5 protein-coding genes are annotated in these 4,691 nt (G+C 72.5%); 2 read left to right on the top strand and 3 right to left on the bottom strand.

Features of this window, described 5'->3' with window-relative positions:
* Nucleotides 1-117 precede the first annotated feature (117 nt).
* Nucleotides 118-972 (bottom strand): PAC2 family protein, encoded by an 855-nt coding sequence (locus tag ACFFNX_RS42800; protein ID WP_378211980.1) that lies wholly within the window; start codon nt 970-972, stop codon nt 118-120.
* A 102-nt stretch (nt 973-1,074) separates the two neighbouring features.
* Nucleotides 1,075-1,533, bottom strand: a complete 459-nt coding sequence (locus ACFFNX_RS42795; protein WP_378211979.1) for a universal stress protein — start codon at nt 1,531-1,533, stop codon at nt 1,075-1,077.
* A gap of 170 nt (nt 1,534-1,703) precedes the next feature.
* Here ACFFNX_RS42795 and ACFFNX_RS42790 point away from each other — a divergent pair, with 170 nt between their 5' ends.
* Both ACFFNX_RS42790 and ACFFNX_RS42785 read left to right on the top strand, forming a co-directional pair.
* A complete protein-coding gene (locus ACFFNX_RS42790; RefSeq protein ID WP_378211977.1) occupies nt 1,704-2,615 on the top strand; it encodes an aldo/keto reductase in 912 nt (303 codons plus the stop codon).
* An 88-nt stretch (nt 2,616-2,703) separates the two neighbouring features.
* Nucleotides 2,704-3,390, top strand: coding sequence for an HAD family hydrolase (locus tag ACFFNX_RS42785; protein ID WP_378211976.1), 687 nt, complete (start codon nt 2,704-2,706; stop codon nt 3,388-3,390).
* A 14-nt stretch (nt 3,391-3,404) separates the two neighbouring features.
* On the opposite strand, the gene ACFFNX_RS42780 is transcribed toward ACFFNX_RS42785, so the two are convergent.
* Complete coding sequence (locus ACFFNX_RS42780) at nt 3,405-4,589, bottom strand: cytochrome P450 family protein (RefSeq protein ID WP_378211975.1); 1,185 nt, start codon at nt 4,587-4,589, stop codon at nt 3,405-3,407.
* Between the last annotated feature and the right edge of the window lie 102 nt (nt 4,590-4,691).

The following is a 4,691-nucleotide window of genomic DNA, read 5'->3' as shown; positions in this document are numbered from 1 at the left end:
AACGCGGGCGCGCGGCCGCGCCGATCTCGCCCAGGTAGAGCGGACGGCGGACACGAACAGCGGCGGAGCCGGGGCGGGCATGGGTGCCGGTGGCACCGCACCGCCTGGTGCGGAGGGTCAGCCGGGGTCGCCGCCGCCGCGGCGGCGCAGGTAGCGCTCGAACTCGCGGGCGATCGCGTCGCCGCTGGCCTCGGGCAGTTCCGTGGCGTCCTTCTGCTCCTCCAGCGCCCGGACGTACTCGGCCACTTCGGTGTCCTGTTCGGCCAGTTCGTTGACGCCGCGCTCCCAGGCGCGGGCCTGTTCGGGCAGTTCGCCCATGGGGACCGACACGTCGAGGAGGTCCTCCACCCAGCGCAGCAGCGCCAGCGTGGCCTTGGGGGAGGGCGGCTGGGCGACGTAGTGGGGGACGGCCGCCCACAGCGACACGGTCTCCAGCCCGGCCGTGGCGAAGGCGTCCTGCAGTACGCCGAGCACGCCGGTGGGGCCCTCGTAGCGGGCCGGTTCGATCTGCAGGCGGCTGGTCAGGCCGGTGTCGGAGGAGGCCGCGGTCACCGGCACGGGCCGGGTGTGCGGCGCGTCGGCCAGCAGCGCGCCGAGCAGGACGGCCGTCTCGACCCCGAGCTCCAGCATGATCCCGACGATGTCCTGGCAGAAGGACCGCCAGCGCATGTTCGGTTCGATGCCGTGGATCAGCACGACGTCGCGGTCGGAGCCGGGCAGCTTGGCCACGGACATCCGCGTCGTCGGCCAGCTGATGCGCCGCGTCTTGCCGTCGACCAGCTCGACGGTGGGCCGCGTCACCTGAAAGTCGTAGTAGTCGTCCGGGTCCAGTGCGGCCAGCGGGGTCGCGCCCCAGGTCTCCTCCAGATGCTGGATCACACCGCTCGCCGCTTCACCGGCGTCGTTCCACCCCTCGAAGGCGGCGATCACCACCGGCTCGACGAGCTCGGGCACATCGTCGAGCTCGACCACGCGCTGCCTCCTCATCGGTGCGTCCTTTACACGACATCTCAAGCCTATGTCCTGTAAGCCGCTCGATGCCCACCCGAGATCACCCGGGCGGGCCCGGGTGCGTCACTTGCCGTCGGTCGTACGGACGATCAGCACGTCGCAGCGGGCCCGGTGGGACAGGTTGGCCGGGACGGAGCCCAGGAGGCGGCCGGCGAGGCTGTTGAGCCCCCGGTTGCCGACGACGAGCAGGTCGACGCCGCGCTCCTCGGCCAGCGCGAGCAGCGTGTCGACGGCGTCACCGGCCACCGCGACCTCCTCGACGTCCGTCGCCCCGGCGGCGATGGCCCGGTCGCGCGCCGCCCGCAGGGCGTCGTCGGCGGGGGTGGACCCCTCCACCTTGTAGGCCAGGTCGCCGAGCTGGTCGCCGGCGCGGGCGCGCTCGCGGTCCGACATCGGATGGTAGGCGCAGAGCATGATCAGTTTCGCTCCGGCGTCGGCCGCGACGCGCCCCGCGGCCTCGACGGCGCGAAACGATGAGGGGGAACCGTCGGTGCCGACGAGGACCTTGCGGTACGAAGCCACGGATGCTCCTTAGGGCCGCCGTTGTGTGCCTGTTGGAGATTGTGTCAGTAGGACAACGTGCCGGGGGCCCAACGGTGACGCGACGACCGTGAGGTCGATCACCGCCGCTCCTGCCACGACACGTGAGCCTGGCCGCCGACGAGGGTGAACACGGTCGTAGAGTCGGCGACATGACGAAGATCTCTGATACGGAACTCGACGTCTTCCCGCTCTGCCTGGGCGGCAACGTCTTCGGCTGGACCGCGGACGAGGACGCGTCCTTCGCGGTGCTCGACGCGTACGTGGCGGCGGGCGGCAACTTCATCGACACGGCCGACCTGTACTCCGGCGGCGAGTCCGAGAAGATCATCGGCCGGTGGCTGGCCCGGCGGGGCCGCCGCGACGACATCGTGATCGCCACCAAGGTGGGAATGGCCGGGGAACGCGCGAACCTCAGGCCCGCGACGATCCGCGCCGCCGCCGAGGACTCGCTGCGGAGCCTGGGCGTCGACCACATCGACCTGTACTACGCGCACCGCGACGACCTCGGCTCGCCGATCGAGGAGACCCTGGCCACGTTCGACGACCTCGTACGCGAGGGCAAGGTCCGCTACATCGCGGCCTCCAACTACGAGGTTCCGCGTCTCGCGGCCGCCCTGAAGATCTCCGAGACCGAGGGCCTGGCCCGCTTCGTGGCCCTGCAGCCGCACTACAACCTCATGGAGCGCGGCTTCGAGGAGGGCCTGGCCGACCTGTGCGGGCGGGAGAACCTCGGCGTGATGCCCTACTTCGGGCTCGCCCGCGGTTTCCTCACCGGCAAGTACCGGCCGGGCGGGCCGGAGGGCGACAGCCCGCGCGCCGGGCGCGCCCGCGAGTATCTGAACGACCGCGGCGTGGCGGTGCTCGGCGTCCTCGACGAGATCGCCGCGGCCCACGACACGAGCCTGGGCGCCGTGGCCCTCGCGTGGCTGCTGGCCCAGCCGACCGTGGTCGCGCCGATCGCCAGCGCGCGCAACACCGAGCAGCTCGCCGCGCTGCTGCCCGTGGTCGACCTGACGCTGTCGGCCGACGAGCTGGCGCGTCTGACCGACGCCTCCGCCTGACTCCGCCCGTGAGTACGCCTTACGGCCGTCCCGCGCCCGCCACGGGGCGGCCGATGGCGTCGGCGGTCACGCGCCTCGCATAGTCTCGGTGCTCCCGAAGATCCCCCGGCGCGCCGAGGAGGCGATGCAGGTGCTTGAGGCGGTCCTGTTCGACATGGACGGGCTGCTCGTGGACTCCGAACGACTCTGGTTCGAGAGCGAGGCCGAGGTCATGGCCGACCTGGGCGCTCCGTGGGGTCCGGAGGACCAGGAGTCCCTGGTCGGCGGCTCGATCGCCCGCACCGTCGCCTACATGCTGGCGCGCACCGGCCCGGTCGCCGATCCAGCGGACCTCGGACGCCGGCTGCTGGCCGGCATGGCCGAGCGGCTGCGCGCCAACGTCCCGATGATGCCGGGCGCCAAGGAACTGCTCGATGAGGTACGCGAGGCGGGCGTCCCCTCCGCCCTGGTCTCCTCCACCCACCGCGCGCTGATGGAGCACGCCCTGGACGGCATCGGCCGCGACCGCCTGACCGTCACGGTCGCGGGCGACGAGATCGCCCGCACCAAGCCCCATCCGGAGCCGTACCTCACCGCGGCACGCCTCCTGGACGTCGACCCGCGCCGCTGCGTCGCGCTGGAGGACTCCCCGACCGGCACCGACAGCGCCACCGCGGCCGGCTGCCACGTCGTCGTCGTGCCCAGCGTCGTGTCGATCCCCGAGGCCCCCGGCCGTACGGTCGTGTCCTCACTGCTCGACGTCGACCTGGGCCGCCTGCGCTCCCTCGTCGCCTAGCTGTAGGTCTGCCCTCAGCGGCCGGTCGCGGCCCGGAGGGTGACCGGGAGAGTGCGGAGCCCGCGGTTGCGGAAGGAGTTCCGCCAGCGCAGGTCGTCCTCGGTGACGGCGAGCGCGAGGTGCGGGAAGCGTTGTAGCAGCGCGCCGATGCCGACCTCGACCTCCATCCGCGCGAGCGGAGCGCCGAGACAGTAGTGGGGGCCGTGCCCGAACCCCAGGTGCGGGTTTTCGGCGCGGCCCAGGTCGAGCCGGTCCGCGTCGGGGAACCGGTCCCGGTCGTGGTGGGCGGACACCAGGGAGAGCATGACCGTCTCCCCGGCCGGGATCATCACCCCGCCGAGTTCGATGTCCGCCTTGGGGAAACGCCGGATCGCCAGCTGCGGCGGCGGATCGAACCGCAGCAACTCGTCCACCGCCGCCGGCGTCAGCTCCGCCCGTGCCCGTGCCAGCGCCTCCGGCCGGGTCAGCAGCGCGACCAGGCCGTTGCCCAGCAGGTGCATCGTGTTCTCATAGCCGGCGAACAGGACGAGGAAGGCGGCGGAGGTCAGCTCGTTCTCGCTGAGCCGGTCCTCCCCGTCGCGAAGCTGGATCAGGGTGCTCAGCATGTCCTCACCCGGCGTGGCGCGCTTGGCCGCGATCAGGTCGACGATGAAGCGGTACAGCGAGCTCAGCGCGTCGCGTGCCTGCTGCGGGGTCTCGGGGGCGAGAAGGCCGTCGGTCCAGGAGCGGAAGTCCCGCCGGTCCGCCGCGTCGACACCGAGGAGTTCGCAGATCACGGTGACCGGCAGCGGCGCGCAGTAGGCGGGGAGCAGGTCGACCTCGTCGCCTCCGTCGAGGGCGTCCAGCAGTTCGTCGGCGATGCTCCGTACTCGGGGCCGGAGACGCTCGACCTGGCGCGGCGTGAACCCCTTCGCCACGATCCGGCGCAGCCGCGTGTGGGCCGGCGGATCCATGTTCAGCAGGTTCGCGTCCAAGGCGGGCGGCAGCGAGAAACCCTTGTACCCGCCGCTGGAATGCGCCTTGTCGAGGGACAGGCGCGGATCGGCGAGCGCCTTGCGCACGTGCTCGTACCGGGTGACCAGCCAGACCTGGGTGCCGTCCGGCGCGAGGGCGCGGTGCACCGGTCCCTGTTCGCGGAGCCGGGCGTACGTGGCGCGGGGCGCGGTGACGAACTCGCTGTCGATCTTCACGGGCTGCACCGGCCCCAATCTACCGACCCGTCGGTGCCGTCCCGGCCGGTCGCGGGCGACCGGCCGGGACGCGGCGCGCGCGGCCGAGCAGCGAGACGACCGCCGGGACGA

Source organism: Actinoallomurus acaciae (assembly GCF_042429965.1).
GTDB lineage: Bacteria > Actinomycetota > Actinomycetes > Streptosporangiales > Streptosporangiaceae > Actinoallomurus > Actinoallomurus acaciae.
Note: the sequence above shows the minus strand (reverse complement) of the source record. Positions and strands in the feature narration are given on the sequence as shown.

What these genes read in the sequence shown, in the direction of transcription:
- ACFFNX_RS42790 (WP_378211977.1), top strand. Translation starts at nt 1,704, where the DNA reads ATGACGAAGATCTCTGATACGGAACTCGACGTCTTCCCGCTCTGCCTG.